Below are 15,770 nucleotides of genomic sequence, written 5' to 3' on the forward strand. Positions count from 1 at the left end.
ATCTCCGGCTTCAGCCGAAGGTGAAGGCATAGGCGGTGGCACCGGGATCGAGAAAGCGGATCTCGAACGTCCGCTCCCGCACCTCACCGGACTGGCGCACGAGCTGATAGAGCCGCGTCTGGTCTACCCTGCCATTGCCGTCCGCGTCGGTGTCGGAGCCGTGGCTGGCGCCGGGTGGGGCACCATCGATGGTGACGCGGAAACGCAGCGACCGTCCCCCGGCGCCGGATCCCATCACCAGATGGAGGTCACGGGCACGGAAGCGATAGATGATCGTGCCGCCTGCTACATCAAGGGCGATGTGCTCCGCGCCGACCGTCCAATTGCCGTTGAGCGCCCATTGATTGAGACGCGGTCGGCTGCCGGTGTAATCTCGTGGCGTGCCGGCGCCTAGACTTTCCATCGATGCGAAACCGGTTGCCTTGTCATAGCCCAGATAGGTTTCGCCCGAGCCTAGGGCCGCAAGGTCCGGAGCAGCCTGCGCGCCCCTGGCGTCCGGCGCGACGAGGTCTGCCTGCCCCCTGCTGCCGCCAGCCTCCGTCAGAAGTTCCTGGATCACCCGTTCCGAGCGCGCATAGCCGCCCTCGCCGAACTGGTGGTGGCGGATGCGCCCCTGCGCGTCGACGAAGTAAAGCGCGGGCCAGTAGCTGTTGCGGAAGGCGCGCCAGATGCGGAAGTCGCTGTCCACGGCCACGGGATAGGCGATGCCGAACTGGCGCACCGCAGCCTGCACATTGTCGAGCTTCTTCTCGAAAGCGAATTCGGGCGAATGCACGCCAATCACCACGAGCCCCTGATCCTTGTACTTTTCGGCCCAGGCGCGGATGTAGGGCAGGGTGCGGATGCAGTTGATGCAGGAGTAGGTCCAGAAATCCACCAGCACGATCTTGCCGCGCATGGCCTCCGCGCTGAGCGGCACCGAGTTCAGCCACGTCACCGCGCCGTCGAGGGAGGGCAGGGTGCCTTCCACTGGCAAACCGCTGTGATAGGGGTGCCCCGCATCCACCGCTGTGCCTGCAAGGGCGGGTGCCTTGGCGGCATCGGCTTGTCCGAAATGGTCGAGCAGCGACTGTTCCAGCCCCGCCGTGCCGGCATAGGACAAACGCGACAGAAGTCCGGTGTCGAGGCCCAGCGTAATGCTGGCAACGCCCGCCAGAACGGCGATTCCGAGCCCCTTCCGGACCCCCTCGCCAAAGCCCAGCGTGCGCTTCAGGAACGTGATGATCCGACCGCCGGCGAGGACAGCCACGGCCAGCGAAGTCGCAGCGCCCGCCGCATAGGCTGTGAGCAGGAGTGTGGTGTCGAGCGCGGCACCCTTGAGAGCGGCGCCGGTGAGGACGATGCCGAGGATCGGGCCGGCGCACGGCGCCCAGAGAAGGCCGGTCGCCACGCCGATTAGCAGCGCATCGCCTCCGCCGCTGCCCGCGCCCGCGGAGGTGCGCAGCAGGCGTTCGCCCAGTCGCACCGCCGGCCGGCTGATGATCCCGGCCACGGTGCGGGAGAGAAGGGCGAGACCGAACAGCACCAGCACGGCCACGGCCGCAGCGCGGCCGATCTCATTGGCATGGACCGCCCAGCCGCCGCCCACCGCCGCAAGCGTCGCGACGAGGCCGAAAGTGAGCGCCATGCCCGCCAGCAGCGGCAGCGTGTGGTGCAGGAGGGATCGATCGGCCCGCGCGAGCACGAAGGGCAGAATGGGCAGGATGCAGGGGCTGAGGATGGTCAGCACACCTGCGAGGTAGGATATCATGAGCAGTGCCATGGCCGGTCCTTCCGGACACCGGCGGGCCGGCGAAATGCCGCCCGCTTCGGAGCCGGTCGGCATTTGAGGCGGCGCGCGTATCGGCCATGTGTTCCGGCGCAGGCGCAAATGTAAGCCAGTGTACCTGCGCCGGATCGCATCAGTGGCCGGCGCTCTCGGCGGCCGCGATGATGGTCTGCGCAACCACGTCGGGCTGCGCCGCATAGACGGCATGGCTCGCCGCCACTTCCACCACGTGGCTGCCGGCCCGCCTGGCCATGTCGCGTTCAAGGTCCGGATTGATGGAGCGGTCGGCGGTGGCCACCAGCGCCCAGCTCGGCTTCACCTTCCAGGCTGGGGCGCCGGCCTCAGCCGTGAAGGCGCCTTTCGAGGCGAACACCTGCGCGTGGGCGAGGAAGTTACTTTCCGCCTGCGGCAGATCGGCGGCGAAGGCTGCGGGAAAGGCCTTGGGATCGAGATAGAGATAGCCATCCTCCGTCGGCTTGATGGCGTCCACTGGCGCGTCGGGAACCGGCTTGCGGCCCGCCAGCATCGCCAGGCTCTCGCCGGCCTCGGGCTGGAAGGCGGCCACATAGACGAGAGCCGCCACCTTGCCGTCATGTCCCGCATCGGAGATGACCATGCCGCCGTAGCTGTGCCCCACCAGAACGGCCGGGCCGTCTTGCAGCGCCAGCACGCGGCGTGTGGCCGCCACGTCGTCCTTCAGCGCAGTGAGGGGCTGCTGCACCACGGAGACCTTGTAGCCCTTGGCTGTGAGGATATCTGAGACCCGGCGCCAGCCAGACCCATCGGCAAAGGCGCCGTGGACGATGACGACGTTACGAATGTCAGCAGCCTGTGCCGGAACTGACGCACTGGAAGCAAGTGACAGTGCGAGCGCGAAAAATCCGGTCGAAAGAGGATGGCGGGACATGGGCAAATTCCGTCCTTGCGATAATGTCGCGCAGGGTGCGCGTCCGGCTGCCTCGCATCCGGCTGCCGGCTTCAGCGTGTCGGGAATGGCCGATAGTGTCAGCGCGTGTATCGCCGCGCGGGGCAGATACAGAAGGCTACAAATCTCTGCACGCCACGCCGCCCGGTGCGGCTACAGAAGACACGATACCGGAGCGGCATGTGCCGTCCGGCGGGACGGGAGACGCAGGGTGTCATGCCCACGGAGCATATTGACCATATACTCATCGTCGATGACGACCGGGAGATTCGCGATCTGGTCTCCGGCTATCTGAAGAAGAACGGCCTGCGCGTGACCGTGGCGGCGGACGGGCGGCAGATGCGGGCCTTTCTCGACGCCGACCGCGTGGATCTTGTGGTTCTCGACGTGATGATGCCGGGCGACGACGGCCTCGTCCTGTGCCGCGAGCTGCGGGCCGGGCGGCACAAGGCGACGCCGGTCCTCATGCTCACCGCGCGCAGCGAGGAGACGGACCGCATCGTCGGCCTTGAGATGGGCGCCGACGACTATCTGGTGAAGCCCTTCTCCGCCCGCGAACTGCTGGCGCGCATCAATGCGGTGCTGCGCCGGACGCGTATGCTGCCGCCGAACATGCAGATCACCGAGCTTGGCCGGCTCGTCAGCTTCGGGGACTGGCAGCTCGACACCGTGGCCCGCCATCTCATCGACCGGGAGGGCACGGCGGTGGCGCTGAGCGGGGCGGAGTATCGGCTGCTGCGGGTGTTTCTGGACCATCCCCAGCGGGTGCTGTCCCGCGACCAGTTGCTGAACCTGACGCAGGGGCGCGAAGCTGAGATATTCGACCGTTCCATCGACCTGCTGGTGAGCCGCCTGCGCCAGCGCCTGCGGGACGATGCGCGCGAGCCCGCCTATATCAAGACCGTGCGCAGCGAGGGCTATGTGCTCGCCCTGCCGGTGGAGATCACGCAGGCCCGACAATGAGCTGGCCCGGCTGGCTGCGCCGCGTCCCCGCGCTGCCGCGCACCCTGCGCTGGCGACTATTCCTCATCCTGTTCGCGGGGCTGGCGCTCGCCCACATCCTCTCCTTCGGCGTCCTGTTCCTCGAGCGCACCATGAGCGCCAAAGCGACCATGCTGACCTCGCTGGAATATGACGTCGCCACCTCCATCGCATTGCTCGATCGCCTGCCGGTGGCGGAGCGCGCGCAATGGCTGCCGCTGCTGGCGCGGCGGAACTACAGCTACGAACTGGGGCAGGGGGAGGCGGGCGTGGCGGAACTCAGCCCGCGCGCCACGGAGATCGCTGAAACTATCAACGCCGCCACAGGTCGACGCTTTCCGGTGCGGGTGGACACCATCCCCGGCACGGGCCGCGAGCATCTGCAGGCGCATGTGACGCTGGGCGATGGCGCCATCGTCACCATCGACATCCGGCCGCAGCTCGCGCCGCTGGCGCTCTGGCTGCCTTATGTGCTGGTGGCCCAGTTGCTGCTCATCATCGTCTGTACGTGGTTCGCGGTCCGGCTGGCCATCCGGCCTCTGCAGCGTTTCGCCCGAGCGGCGGAAACGCTCGATCCCGGCCGCACGACGGGGCGTCTTTCGGAAGGCGGCCCGGCGGAGGTGGCCCATGCGGCCGGCGCCTTCAATGCCATGCGCGATCGCATCGCCCATTATCTGCAGGAGCGGGTACAGATCCTCGCCGCCATCTCCCACGACCTTCAGACGCCCATCACCCGCATGAAGCTGCGGGCGGAAATGGCGGATGACGGGCCGGAGAAGGATCGCCTTCTCGGCGACCTCGGCGAGATCGAGGCGCTGGTACGCGAAGGCGTCGCTTATGCGCGCAGTGCCCATGGCGATACTGAAGCTCCGGTTCGCCTCGATGTGGGGGCCTTCGTGGAGAGCCTGGCCTTCGATTATCAGGACACCGGGCGGGCGGTGCTGTGCGACGCCCCGCAGGCAATGGTGATCACCACCCGCCCGCAGGCGCTGAAGCGCATCGTCGCAAACCTGGTGGACAACGCCCTGAAATATACGGGCGCTGCAAGGATCCGTGTCGCGTCCGCGTCGGAGGGAGGCATCTCCATCGCTGTCGAGGATGATGGTCCGGGCATCCCGGAAGATGAGCTGGAGGCCGTGCTCCAGCCCTTCTATCGGATCGAGGAGTCGCGCAACCGCGACACCGGAGGCACGGGCCTCGGTCTCGCCATCGCACAGCAACTGGCACTCGCCATCAACGGGCGGCTGGTGCTGGCCAATCGCCGGGAGGGAGGGCTCTGCGCGGCCATCGTGGTCCCCGATCTTTTCTTACCAGGAGGGCGCCAAGAGGAGGCATGACGTGGCGCTCATCGTGATGCGATCGCCAACGACTAGCGTTTCGCGATCACATGGACGCGCATAACATCGCCAGGAGAGATGGCCGCCGCCTGCGCCGGCGTCATGGCGATCCAGGCGCGCTGGTTCTGGCCGCCGGAAAGTTCGGAGAGCGCCCGGTCCCGCAACGAGGCCGGTGAGAGCAAGGGCCTCAGCGCAGGCGACCCTCGCCAGCCGTTGACCAGTGGTCGAACAGCAGGCGAGGGGGACAGCGCCCCTGTGCAACCGGATCGCGTGTGAAAACGTCCTCCGGCGCGCGGGGCGATTACAGCATAAGGCTCACCCGCCCGGCGATCTTGCGACGGGGCAGGTAGACGGGCCGAGTACATCAAGGACGAGGATACCGGATGGACATCCTCACTTCAGCGACAAAGCCAGTCCGCTCAAATCAAGACTGACGATTACGCCCTTTTGCTCGCCGCTTAGCTCCAGAATGGCGCCGTTCTGATTGGTCAGGACAACAACTTGCGCGCCCTTTCCGAGGGCAGCGCCAGCACCGCCCTGCGCATAGACTCCGGAAATGTCAGACGCACGTCGGATATTTCTGACCCTTCCATGAAATCGTGTCTCAGAAGCGCCGAAAGTGAAGCCATAACTCAGCCCCCCGACCGAGAGTGGATATCGTCGTCCCTGAAACGTCAGCACGCCGTCTCCTGCTGATCCGCCGACCACGAATCCGGCCTTCACAATACGGATGCTGATTGAGCCGTCAGCGGCGCTCGCGATCGATCCGGCGCCGATGAGCGCTGCCAATGCGAGGAGCCCGACCCTGAGTACCGACAAGATTTTCATCGACGATACCTTCCAAGCTAGAGCGATGTGCCATGTTGCCCATCGTCACACAACGCTCAATCTGGCGGTTGGTTGCTTGGCAATCAAGCGTGAGACAAAACGCCTTCTCGTTGCGCCCCTTCTCGTTGCGCCAAGGCTGATGCGGCATGTGCGCTTCCCGCACCGGAGGCTCGTCAGGGTATCGGCAAGCCCGCGGTCAACTTCCCTGCCGTCATCGTCGCTACTATTCCGCAATGGCTTGAGTGTGTCCCCTACCTAGTCGGACGCATCCTTGGCAGTCCGGACGGATGGCATTTGCAGGGCTACACCAAGTCGCTCCAGTTCCAGTGAATAGCAGAAAAGCACAAACAATATTGCGATTAGGAAAGACCCTCGCAAAGCGGAGCCGATATCCAGTCTCTCAAGCTCCATCGCCGGCATGTGCCGCAGGAAATAGAATGAGAACAGAGCGGCCCCGAAGATGAAGCTGAGCCTTCCCGCGAAGCTCAGCAGATGGCCGAGAATGACATTGCGGAAGGACCGCGGGAGGGGCGTGCTCGACACGCGCGTCCAATAGCAGATCTGCGAGACCGTAGCCGCCAAACCGACCTGGATGAGCGGTGCGACGGACATCGGCTGTCTCACCCCGGGATTGTCGACCAAGACGCCGAAGATCGCGTGGATATGGTGGAGTATGACAAACGCACAGGCCGTCTGGATTAGCAGTAGCGCCGGATATCGTATGGTCACGCGATCCATCGTCTGAGTTCATCCCATCGTCACGGCGCGGCCTCAGATGCCGAGCCTGGCGCTTGAAGATAGCCTTAAAGGTATCGTCCACAACTCGGGCCAGGGCAGCTACTGCCAAGTTTGCTTCCAGACGACTGGGCGTGGGCGGCCGAACCTTGTCGCCCCGGCGATTGGGCTGACGCGTAGTCCTCAGAAAAGGGGAAGCTGGCCGTCAGCACCCGGCGCCTCGCCCGGCGCCTCGAGCGACGAGACCGTCACCCCGATCAGGCGGATGCCCTTCGCCGTCGGAAACAGGGGCACGAGGAGAGCTTCCCCGAGTCCCAGGAGGTCCGTGACATTCATAATCATGTTGCCGCGTGTGCGGCTCCGCGTGATCTGCTGGAAGTCCGCATACTTCACCTTGAGGGTCACTGTGCGCCCGACTAGGCCGCGCGCTTCGCAATGCCGCCAGACTTTCGCAGCCAGGAGCGCCAGCTCCTGGCGGGCCTTCTCCAAGTCGAAGATGTCGATGGGAAAGGTGTCCTCGGCGCCGATCGACTTCCGCTCGCGATGGGGCTCGACCGGGCGGTTGTCGATGCCGCGCGAGATGCGATCGTACCAGCCGCCCGATTTACCGAAATGCTGTCTCAGGAAGTCCGGCGACTTTGCCCGCAGATCCGCGCCCGTGATGATCCCGAGACGCTCCATCTTGGCGGCGGTCGCCGGACCGACGCCATGGAACTTTTTGACTGGCAAGGCCGCGACGAAGTCGGGACCTTGCCGGGGCGTGATGACCGCCTGGCCGTTGGGTTTGTTGAGGTCGCTCGCCATCTTCGCCAGGAATTTGCAGTAAGAGATGCCTGCCGAGGCATTCAGGCCGGTCACTTCCTTGATCCTGGCCCGGATGACCTCCGCCACCATCGTCGCCGCCGGAATATCCTGACGGTTCACCGTGACGTCGAGATAGGCCTCGTCGAGGGAAAGAGGTTCGATCAGGTCGGTGTGTTCGGCGAAAATCTCCCGGATCTGGGCTGAGACCCTGCGATAGACCTCGAAGCGCGGCGCGACGAAAATCAGGTCCGGGCATTTCCGCTTTGCGGTGACGGACGGCATGGCGGAGTGCACGCCGAAGACGCGCGCCTCATAGCTGGCCGCGGCAACCACACCTCGCGCGGCGGAGCCTCCGACGGCGACGGGCTTGCCCCGGAGTTCCGGATTGTCCCGCTGCTCGACCGATGCGTAGAAGGCATCCATGTCCACATGGATGATCTTACGCTGAAGGGCGCTCGATCCATTGTCCTCGGAAGAGGCCATCGTCGTTGACCGTGTCGCTCGTTTGCAGGTGACGGTGGAGAGGCCCTCGGTGGCCGGATCCCCGATCTCGCGTCCAATAGCTGAATGAGAACAAAATGGCAACAATCGGGGCGCGATCGGCCCCAGGATCCCGCCTCACAAATCTGGCTGGTTCAATCTCCGATCGTGTCGGGGCCATCCCATTCCGGACCCATCTGCTTCAAGCTCAGATGCAGGTCCCAATCTCTCTGCGCGCCTCGTCCTGAAGCAGGGCGAGGAATGCCTCGGCTTCCCGCGAGGTGCCATTGCGCCGGGCGAGCACGCCCACGTGGCGGTGGAAGGTGTCGGCGCCGAGCGGGAAGACCCGGATGCGGTCAGCGGCCGGGCCGAGATCTGAGTCCGGGATCAGCGCGACACCCATGCCTTCGCCCACCAGCGCGATCATCGTGTCGAGATAATTGATCCAGATGTTGTCGGCGGCGACGGTGCCGGTTCGCCCCAGGAAGGTGTCGATCTGCCGTCCGCTGATGGTGGAGTGGTCGTAGCGCAGGAGCGGGCGGCCCGCCATGGCCCCCCGCCAATCCGCAGCCTCGATGCCGAGGGGGGCGATGAGGACGAAGGGCTTCGTCAGCAGCGGATGCCACAGCACGTTGCCGGGCAGATCGCCCGAGGGCTGGATGACCACGGCCAGATCCAGTTCCTCGCGCTCCACCTGGCCCAGCAGGTCGTCCTCGCCGCGCGTCGAACGCAGTGTGACCTTCGGAAACACGCGGTGGAAGGTGAGCATCGTCCGCGCGATCAGGCCGCTGTGCAGGGAGGCGACGGTGCCGACGCGCAGCGTGGTGCGGATCTCGGAGACCGAGTCCCGTCGCCGCATCTCGGCCACCAGCGCGACCACCTGATCGGCCAGCGGGATGAGATCCTGCCCGTCGGCGTTCAGCGTGGCGGAGCGGCCGGTGCGGAAGAACAGGCGATAGCCCAGATAATCCTCAAGACGCCGGATCTGCTCGCTCACCGCCGATTGGGTCAGGCCGATGCGCTGGCCGGCCTCGGTAAAGGTTCCGTAGCGCGCCGCCGCCAGAAAGGTCTCGATCTCGCGCAGCATTCCGTCCTCCAAGGTTTACAGGCCCGTGGCGAGCATCGGAAATGGCGATGCTTAGTGGCGCGATTATTCGTTTTTCGCCCGCGCTGCAACATGGTTTCCTCGCCTCATAATCAGAAGGGGAACCAACATGTTTCATCGCATCTCCGCGCTCGTGCTCGGTCTTGCAGGGTGCGTGGCAGGGCTGTGGCTCGCACCTGCGAGCGCCGCGGACTCCCGCCTTGAGACCATCGTCAAGCGCGATAAGGTGATCGTCGCGGTGTCATCGACCGCCCGCCCAAACGGTTTCATTGACGAGAACGGCAAGCTCACCGGCTTCGAGGTCGAGTTCGCCCGGCTGATGGCCAAGGCCCTCGTGGGCGATCCCAACAAGATCGAACTGATGACCACCACGGTTGACGGCCGCTTCCCGGCGGTGCTCTCCGGCAAGGCGGATTTCGGCATTTCTACCGCCACCATCTATCCTGATCGCGCCGTGCGCCTCGCCTTCACGCGCCCCTATATCGACAGCAGCACGCTGGTGGTGGTGCCCAAGGGGTCGCCGATCAAGACGCTGGCGGATCTCGACAGCGAGAGCGTGGTGCTGGGTTCGACCAACAGCGCGGCCATGGTGGACCGGGCGAAACTCTATGCGCCGAAGGCCAAGGCCATCTTCTTCGACACCGACAGTGCAGCCGTCCTGGCATTGAAGAGCGGTCGCTCAACGGCGTGGCAGGCGGACTCGGCTGCGGCCAATTTCTTCGTCGGTCAGAGTGAGGGGGCGTTCGTGGTGCTCGACGGCTCCCTCGGCACCATCAACAACAACGCCATCTTCATGAAGCCCGGCGATTTCGAGCTCTGGCTGGCGTTGGACACCATCGTGCGGGAATATGTGAACGGTTCGCGCTACGGCGAATATGCGGCGCTCTACAAAACTTGGTTCGGCAAGGAGCCGCCGCCCCAGCGTCCGTTCAACCAGAACTGACGCATCGCGAGGCGCGCCCAGATGGATTTCGCCTTCATCAAGACCAATGCGCCGTTCCTGCTGGACGGCGCAACGATGACGGTCGCCCTCGCATTGGGCGCCCTCATCGGGGCCACGGCGGGCGGTGCCGTGGTCGCCGCCCTGACCATGAGCCGTCTGGCGCCGCTGCGCTGGCTCGGCCTCGCCTTCGTCGAGGTCATGCGCAACACGCCGATCCTGGTCCAGATCTTCGTGCTGTACTTCGGCATGCCGACCCTCGGCCTCACCCTGTCGGCCTTCGCCTCGGCGGTGCTCGCCATGTCGCTACAGAACAGCGCCTATGTGGGCGAGATCTATCGGGCGGGCCTGGAGTCCATCCATCCCCGCCAGCGGGAGGCGGCGCTGGCTTTGGGCATGATGCCGGGGCAGGCGCTGCGGACGATCCTCCTGCCGCAGGCCCTGCGTCGGGTGCTGCCGCCGCTGGGCAACCAGTTCATCATCATCATCAAGGACACCTCCGTCGCCTCCACCATCGCCGTCGCGGAGCTGACGCAGGCGGGCAAGCTGCTGCTGGACCGCAGCGCCGCCCCCTACGAGACCTTCACCACGGTGGCCCTGATGTATCTCGGCATGAGCGCGGCGGTCGCCGGCCTGCTGAAGGTAGCGGAGTTCCGCTTCCCGGTGAGGGTGTCCCAATGACCGGCGCCATGCTTCTGTCCACCGGGCAGTATCTCGCGCGCGGTGCGGTGGTCACGGTGGGGCTGTCCCTCGGCATGATCACTGTTGCCACCTGCTTCGGCCTCATGCTGGCGGTGCTGCGGCTTTATGGCGTGGGGCCCCTGCGGCTGGCGGCAGCCGTCTATGGCCTCATCGCGCGTGGCGTGCCGCTGCTCGTGCTGCTGATCGGCAGCTATTTCAGCCTGCCGTATCTCGGCATCGACCTGCCGCTGTGGCTGGTGGTGGTGCTCGTCGGCGGGCTCTACTTCGCCGCCTATATGGCAGAGGTGTTCCGGGCGGCCTTGGCGGCGGTTCCGCGCACGCAGTGGGATGCGGGGCGGGCGCTGGGCATGCGCCGGCTCCAGCTCTTTACCATCGTGATCCTGCCGCAGGCGAGCCGCCTGAGCATTCCGCCTTTCCTGAACGTCGTTCTGGTGGCGGTGAAGAACACCTCGTTGGTCTCCGCCATCGGTGGCTGGGAACTGGTCGCCGCCGGGCGCGAGATCGGTGAGCGGACCATGGAGATCCTGCCCGCCTATCTGGCGGTGGCGGCCTTCTACTTCGTGATCTGCTTCACGCTTTCGCAGATCGCCCGCCATATCGAGAAGAAGATGCGCCATGTCTGAGCCTGTTTCGTCTGAGCCTGTTTCCCGGACCACGGATACGCCCCTTGTGGTCATCGACCGCGTCGGAAAATCCTTCGGCCGCGTCGAGGTGCTGAAGGACGTCAGCCTGACGGTGGCCGCCGGCGATGTGCTCTCGCTCATCGGCCCCAGCGGATCGGGTAAGACCACGCTGCTGCGCTGCGTGAACTATCTGGAAAGTTATGAGCGCGGGCTCATCACCATCGCCGGTGAGAGCGTGGGCGTGGATATCCGGCCCGATGGAAGCCGCCGCCGCAAGGCGGACCGGGAGATCGCCGCGCTCCGCGCGCAGGTGGGCATGGTGTTTCAGCATTACAATCTGTTCCCGCATCTCGACGTGCTGGAGAACCTGACGGTCGCGCCGCGCAGGGTGCGGAACGAGGCTGATGCGCCGGTGCGCGAGCGGGCCATGGCGCTGCTGGAGCGCGTGGGGCTGGCCGACAAGCGCAACCGCTATCCCTCGGAACTGTCCGGTGGCCAGCAGCAGCGGGTGGCGATCGCACGGGCACTGACCATGCAGCCGCGCCTTCTGCTGCTTGATGAAGTGACGTCCGCCCTCGATCCGGAACTGGTCGGCGAGGTGCTGGACGTGATCCTCTCCTTGGCGGGGGATGGCATCACCATGATGATCGTGACCCATGAAATGGCGTTCGCGCGGGAAGTCTCGACATCCGTCGCCTTCATGGCCGATGGCGTCCTGATCGAGAAAGGCCCGCCCGGCGCGATCTTCGATGCCCCCCGCCATGAGCGCCTGTGCAGCTTCATGCAGCGCTATCGCTCGGGCCACCGGCTCTGAATGCTCCTCTTCCCTAATGGATTTGTGTTCGATGACCCCTTCTGCTTTGCGCCCCACCTGGTGCGAGATCGACCTTGGCGCGGTGTCCCACAATCTGCGGCAGCTGCGTTCCCTCGTCGGTACGGACGTGGCGATCTATGTGTGCCTCAAGGGCGATGCCAGCGGCTGCGGCGCTGTGGAGATCGCCCGGCGGGCCGAGACCGAGGGTGCGGATGGCTTCGCCTTCGGCAATGTGGATAGCGCGCTGGCCTGCCGTGCGGCGGGGATCACCGCTCCGATCCTGCTCTATCCCACCTGCCTGCCGGAAAGCGCGTCGGCTCTGGAGCGGGCGGGCCTGATGCCGACGCTCTCCACGCTGGAGGACGTCGCCCTCTGGGACAAAGCCGTGCACGGCGAACTGCCGGTGTTCCTGAAGCTCGACGGCGGCGGATTCCGGGCCGGCGCCTTTCCACACGAGGCCGCGGCCCTCGCGCAGGCGATTGCCTCCAGCCGCCATCTGCGGTTGGCCGGTGTCTATGGGCACCCGATGACCAGCTACGGCTTCGAGGACGAGCCCTACACCGTGGCGCAGCTCGAGGGCATCCGGGCCGCGCTGGCCGCGATCGAGGCCACAGGCATTCCGGTGCCGCTGCGCATGACCTCCAGTTCGGCGATCGTGCTGGGCCACCCGGAGGCGGATCTCAATGCGGTGGATCCGGGGCGCCTTGTCCTCGGCATGCCGTTTGAGGCGATTGCCCCGCGCCAGTCGGAGTGGCGCCCGGCTCTGGTGGGGCTGAAGAGCCGTCTGGTTATGGTGCGGTCGCTGGCCGAGCCGGGCAATGTGCAGCCGGCGCCGTTTCTCAGCTTGCGGCCGGGCATGCGGCTCGGGCTCATTCCGCTGGGCTGGAGCGACGGCTTTCCCCGCAAGATGCCCGAGCAGGCCTTCGCCTTGCTGAGGGGCAGGCGAGTGCCTCTGCTGGGCCCCACCCACTCGGAATTGCTGCGTGTCGATCTGACCGATGTGCCCGAGGCCGAGGTGGGAGACGAGGTGGTGCTGCTGGGGCGTTCCGGCGCGGCCGAGATCAGCCTCGAAGCGCTTGCGGACCAGTGGCGGGTCTCGACCCACGACCTGTATCCGGCCATCGGCAAAAGCCTGCCACGCCGATACATCGGTTGATCAGGAGCACCGCGGTATTGGCGCTGCTGCGGAGTGGACCGTCGGAGCGGTGGGATCCGGGGTCGCTGGTCCCGCTCTCCGACGATGAAACTTGCACGATCTGATGCGGAACGAAGGCCGATTGGACGAGCAGGCTACGGAGTGCCGATATTTGCCCCAATAATTCCGTGTAGAGCCTGTCCTGCTCACGAGGTCGCGTTGCCGACGCGGCTGGCCCGCCCTCCGTCTTAGGGGCTCCCAGCGGATAATTATCGCCTGAATATCAAGGCGATGACCTATCGCAAGAAACCCATCTTCTCAGGCTCATGCCAGTATGTTCACTGGCATGAGCCGCAGCCATGGAGCTTTCTGTGACGTGGCGAACTCAGGCGACTGCAGCCGTCTCGCTGTTGGCGAGGCTACGGCCCTCCAGCTCATCCATGGCCGCCTGCACGCCGCCGCGCCTGTGGGGCACGCCGGCAGCCGCCAACCCCATCTCGACGCCCGACAGGGCGCCGATGAGCGTGAGGTCATTGCATTCGCCCAGATGGCCGATGCGGAACACCTTCCCCGCCAGCTTGCTCAGGCCCGCGCCAAGCGACATGTTGTATTTCTCAAGGACGACCTTTCGGAAAGCGTCCGCGTCATGGCCGGGTGGCATCACCACCGCCGTCAGAACGGGCGAATACTCCCTCGGATCCTGACAGAGCACCTCGAGCCCCCATGCGCCCACCGCCGCGCGCGTGGCTGCGGCGAGGCGTCTGTGGCGGTCGAACACCTCATCGAGCCCTTCCTCCAGAAGCATGGCGATGGCCTCGCGCAGGCCGTAGAGCAGGTTGGTGGCGGGGGTGTAGGGGAAAAAGCCGTTCGCATTCGGCTTGAGCATCTCCTCCCAGTCCCAGTAGGATCGCCGCAGGCTGTTCGTCTTGCTGGCTGCGATGGCCTTCTGGGACAAGGCGTTGAAGCCGAGGCCCGGCGGCAGCATCAGGCCCTTCTGCGAGCAACTCACGGTCACATCCACCTGCCATTCGTCATGGCGGTAGTCCACGGATCCCAGCGAGGAGATGGTGTCCACCATCAGCAAGGCAGGGTGGGCGGCGGCGTCTATGGCCTTGCGGATCTCTGGGATGCGGCTGGTGACACCGGTGGAGGTCTCGTTATGGACCACCATCACCGCCTTGATGGCGTGGGCGTTGTCTTCGGCGAGCCGGGCTTCCAGCGCGGCGGGGTCGGCGCCGTGCCGCCAGTCACCGCCGATGAAGTCAACCTCGATGCCGAGCCGGGCGGCCATATTGCGCCACAGCGTGGCGAAGTGGCCGGTTTCGACCATCAGCACCTTGTCTCCGGGAGACAGCGTGTTGGCGATGGCCGCCTCCCACGCGCCGGTGCCCGAGGAGGGATAGATGACCACGGGGCCGGAGGTCTTGAAGATGGCCTGGCATCCCTCCAGAACCTGCTTGCCGAGGGCGCCGAACTCGGCGCTGCGGTGATCGATCACCTGCATGCTCATGGCGCGCAGGAGGCGTTCCGGCACCGGGCTGGGGCCGGGGATCTGCAGGAAGTGGCGGCCGTTATGTGAAGGCATGAGCGGTACTCCCGGTCGTCTTGGAAGCGCCCGAACCAGAAGGGGTTCGAAACTTCGGATGCAATTTTGCATTCATTTTTCCGATCCGCAATTTAAAATTTGGGTTCAGAATGACCGCGCTTAGCCTCGACAAGGACTCGCGGATTGGCTAGCGGTAAGGCATGAGCAGCCTGAGCGATGCCGGTAATATGGAATTGGATGCGCAGCCTGGCGCGGAGCCTGTGCCGAAGCCGGGTGCGCCGTTGCATGGCGAGGTGCTGACGCGGCTGCGGGACTATATCGTCGAGGGCCATATCGCCGACGGCGCGCGCGTGCCGGAGCGGCAGCTCTGCGACATGCTCGGCATCTCCCGCACCCCCTTGCGCGAGGCGTTGAAGGTGTTGGCGGCGGAAGGGCTCATCGACCTTCTGCCCAATCGCGGCGCGCGGGTGCGCAGCCTGACGGTCAAGGATATTTCCGACCTCTGCGATGTGATGGGCGGGCTGGAGTCGCTGGCCGGACGACTGGCGTGCGAGCGCATTACCGACGAGGAGATCGCGCAGATCGAGCAGGTCCATTACGAGATGTACCGCTTCTATCTGCGCAAGGATCTGCCGGGCTATTTCCATTGCAACCAGACGATCCACGAGCAGATCGTAGCCGCCGCGCGCAATGATGTGCTGGCGGTTTCCTATGCGAGCTTTGCCAGTCGTCTGCGCCGGGTGCGCTATTCGGCCAATCTGGACAAGCAGCGGGATCGCTGGGGGCAGGCCATGCGCGAGCATGAGCTGATCCTGGATGCCTTGCGCCGCCGGGCGGGCGAGGAGATTGGCGATCTTCTGTTTCGGCACCTGCGGAACAAGCGGATGGCGGTTCTGGAGAGTCTGGAGGCGTCCGATCCTGCGTGATCGGTTGGGGTCTGTATTGGTTGCGGCGCAATATTTGGAATTATAATGCGCGCCTCTTCTGAACGGAATTGAATTCAAAAACTGTGTGGTCTATCGTCCGCTTAATGCGCCAAAGAGCGCG

At 65.4% G+C, this 15,770-nt stretch carries 15 protein-coding genes; 8 read left to right on the forward strand and 7 right to left on the reverse strand.

Annotated features, from left to right (window positions below):
* Positions 1-10 precede the first annotated feature (10 nt).
* Complete coding sequence (locus tag IEW24_RS14655; protein WP_188579877.1) at positions 11-1,762, reverse strand: cytochrome c biogenesis protein DipZ; 1,752 nt, start codon at positions 1,760-1,762, stop codon at positions 11-13.
* 139 nt (positions 1,763-1,901) lie between these two features.
* Positions 1,902-2,675, reverse strand: coding sequence for an alpha/beta fold hydrolase (locus IEW24_RS14660; RefSeq protein WP_188579879.1), 774 nt, complete (start codon positions 2,673-2,675; stop codon positions 1,902-1,904).
* A 234-nt stretch (positions 2,676-2,909) separates the two neighbouring features.
* Between IEW24_RS14660 and IEW24_RS14665 the strand changes: the two genes are divergently transcribed.
* A complete protein-coding gene (locus IEW24_RS14665) occupies positions 2,910-3,656 on the forward strand; it encodes a response regulator (protein WP_188579882.1) in 747 nt (248 codons plus the stop codon).
* On the forward strand, positions 3,653-5,011 hold the full coding sequence (locus tag IEW24_RS14670) for an ATP-binding protein (protein WP_188579884.1): 1,359 nt from the start codon (positions 3,653-3,655) through the stop codon (positions 5,009-5,011). Before IEW24_RS14665 ends, IEW24_RS14670 begins: the two co-directional genes overlap by 4 nt.
* A gap of 393 nt (positions 5,012-5,404) precedes the next feature.
* Here IEW24_RS14670 and IEW24_RS14675 read toward each other — a convergent pair whose 3' ends face one another.
* The 4 genes from IEW24_RS14675 to IEW24_RS14690 form a co-directional block, all read right to left on the reverse strand.
* Positions 5,405-5,839, reverse strand: a complete 435-nt coding sequence (locus IEW24_RS14675) for a lipid-binding SYLF domain-containing protein (RefSeq protein WP_188579886.1) — start codon at positions 5,837-5,839, stop codon at positions 5,405-5,407.
* Positions 5,840-6,094: 255 nt separating this feature from the next.
* Positions 6,095-6,577, reverse strand: coding sequence for a hypothetical protein (locus tag IEW24_RS14680; RefSeq protein ID WP_188579888.1), 483 nt, complete (start codon positions 6,575-6,577; stop codon positions 6,095-6,097).
* A gap of 180 nt (positions 6,578-6,757) precedes the next feature.
* Positions 6,758-7,861: a DNA polymerase IV gene (gene dinB / locus IEW24_RS14685; protein WP_188579895.1), complete on the reverse strand. Its 1,104-nt coding sequence runs from the start codon at positions 7,859-7,861 to the stop codon at positions 6,758-6,760.
* Between the two features lie 205 nt (positions 7,862-8,066).
* Positions 8,067-8,945, reverse strand: a complete 879-nt coding sequence (locus tag IEW24_RS14690) for a LysR family transcriptional regulator (protein ID WP_188579897.1) — start codon at positions 8,943-8,945, stop codon at positions 8,067-8,069.
* A 127-nt stretch (positions 8,946-9,072) separates the two neighbouring features.
* Between IEW24_RS14690 and IEW24_RS14695 the strand changes: the two genes are divergently transcribed.
* Genes IEW24_RS14695 through alr form a run of 5 tightly spaced genes read left to right on the forward strand, consistent with a single transcriptional unit; the run spans position 9,073 to position 13,198 of the window.
* The gene (locus tag IEW24_RS14695) at positions 9,073-9,906 is read left to right on the forward strand and encodes an ABC transporter substrate-binding protein (RefSeq protein WP_188579899.1); all 834 of its coding nucleotides are present in this window, start codon (positions 9,073-9,075) and stop codon (positions 9,904-9,906) included.
* A 21-nt stretch (positions 9,907-9,927) separates the two neighbouring features.
* The gene (locus IEW24_RS14700; protein ID WP_188579901.1) at positions 9,928-10,584 is read left to right on the forward strand and encodes an amino acid ABC transporter permease; all 657 of its coding nucleotides are present in this window, start codon (positions 9,928-9,930) and stop codon (positions 10,582-10,584) included.
* The gene (locus tag IEW24_RS14705) at positions 10,581-11,228 is read left to right on the forward strand and encodes an amino acid ABC transporter permease (protein WP_188579903.1); all 648 of its coding nucleotides are present in this window, start codon (positions 10,581-10,583) and stop codon (positions 11,226-11,228) included. The genes IEW24_RS14700 and IEW24_RS14705 overlap by 4 nt, the downstream gene beginning before the upstream one ends.
* Positions 11,221-12,042: an amino acid ABC transporter ATP-binding protein gene (locus IEW24_RS14710; RefSeq protein WP_188579905.1), complete on the forward strand. Its 822-nt coding sequence runs from the start codon at positions 11,221-11,223 to the stop codon at positions 12,040-12,042. Before IEW24_RS14705 ends, IEW24_RS14710 begins: the two co-directional genes overlap by 8 nt.
* Positions 12,043-12,073: 31 nt before the next feature.
* Positions 12,074-13,198 carry an alanine racemase gene (gene alr / locus IEW24_RS14715; RefSeq protein ID WP_188579907.1) on the forward strand — a complete coding sequence of 375 codons (1,125 nt, stop codon included), beginning with the start codon at positions 12,074-12,076 and terminating at the stop codon, positions 13,196-13,198.
* A gap of 364 nt (positions 13,199-13,562) precedes the next feature.
* Here the strand turns inward: alr and IEW24_RS14720 are convergent, their stop codons facing one another.
* Positions 13,563-14,762, reverse strand: coding sequence for a pyridoxal-phosphate-dependent aminotransferase family protein (locus tag IEW24_RS14720; protein WP_188579910.1), 1,200 nt, complete (start codon positions 14,760-14,762; stop codon positions 13,563-13,565).
* A gap of 161 nt (positions 14,763-14,923) precedes the next feature.
* On the opposite strand from IEW24_RS14720, the gene IEW24_RS14725 reads away from it, so the two are divergent.
* On the forward strand, positions 14,924-15,649 hold the full coding sequence (locus IEW24_RS14725; protein ID WP_188579912.1) for a GntR family transcriptional regulator: 726 nt from the start codon (positions 14,924-14,926) through the stop codon (positions 15,647-15,649).
* Positions 15,650-15,770: the final 121 nt, after the last annotated feature.

It is taken from the genome of Azorhizobium oxalatiphilum (genome assembly GCF_014635325.1).
GTDB classification, from domain to species: Bacteria; Pseudomonadota; Alphaproteobacteria; order Rhizobiales; family Xanthobacteraceae; genus Azorhizobium; species Azorhizobium oxalatiphilum.